The sequence below is a fragment of the Vibrio sp. Vb1337 genome, assembly GCF_033338715.1.
Taxonomy (GTDB): Bacteria; Pseudomonadota; Gammaproteobacteria; order Enterobacterales; family Vibrionaceae; genus Vibrio; species Vibrio alginolyticus.
Map to the genome: position 1 here is coordinate 1 of NZ_JAWOTD010000221.1, position 1,112 is coordinate 1,112.

Below are 1,112 nucleotides of genomic sequence, written 5' to 3' on the forward strand. Positions count from 1 at the left end.
AAACTCATTCAAGCCAGAACGGTTTGTGTCTGCATCACCATTTGCTGGCGAACCGAAGACAAAGATATCCCAAGTAAAGTCTGTCGCAGAAGTGCCTTCATCCCAACGAATAACGTGACCAAACTTGTTGTTTAAGCGTGGATTTGCTGGATTCGTTTCGTCTGTGCGGCGCGTGTTATTGGTTAGCGTGAGATAGACAGAGCCTGTGAACGGGTCAACCGAACACCATTCAGGACGATCCATTGGCGTTGCGCCAACAAGGTCAGCCGCGCCAGCCGTATTAATGATAATTTCCGCTAACGAGTTAAAATGATCAGCAAGCGTGCCACCAGATGTCGTCACACTATCAAGCGTTAGTGGCAACCAAGTACCTGTGCTGTCTTCATTGAAACGCGCAACGTAAAGTGTGCCTTCGTCCATGTACTTGTCGCCCGTCGCCAAGCGATTTGCAGGGTTTGCATCAGCAGGATCCCAAGCCGCTGCAGACTCGAACTTGTAAAGGTATTCAAAACGAGAATCATGACCTGAGTAAAATACTACGGGTTTGCCTGCTTCTAGCTTACCGAAAGCACAACCTTCGTGGCGGAAACGACCAAGCGCGGTACGCTTTTTCGCACGAGAGTTTTGGGTATATGGGTCAATTTCTACAATGTAGCCATGGCCGTTCGCTTCGTTACGGTAATCGTCTGCAGAGCTGGTGCCTGTTGGTGCAACATTAAAACGCGTGAACTCATCTAAACGCTCTTCTGAGTTACCTGCCAATGTTTCCCACAAGTAACGCGTGCTCTTATCATCCACACCAATACGATCTTGTTCTTCTGTACGAGTCCCCGCATTAACGAAGTAGCCAGGCCAGTTCTCTTCACACGCGCGGTAAGTACCCCACGGCGTATAGCCGTTGCCACAGTTGTTTAACGTACCACGAGCTTGGCTGCCATCAGGCGAAAAACGCGTCACAGTAAGCGCCGTGTGAGCGACTGGGCCAGATAAATCCATCACTGTCGCACCAGTGTATCGGCGGTTAAGCGGATCGGTATCCACCAATTTCCACATATTGTCTTTTAGCTGAATACGAACAACGGAAACGCCGTGAGCGTTAATCTCTTTGCGAA

1 protein-coding gene is annotated in these 1,112 nt (G+C 49.6%); it reads right to left on the bottom strand.

Annotated elements, in window-relative coordinates:
- Positions 1–1,112 (bottom strand): PhoX family protein (locus R7E42_RS25185; RefSeq protein ID WP_318073265.1); only part of this gene is annotated, 1,112 nt, incomplete at both ends.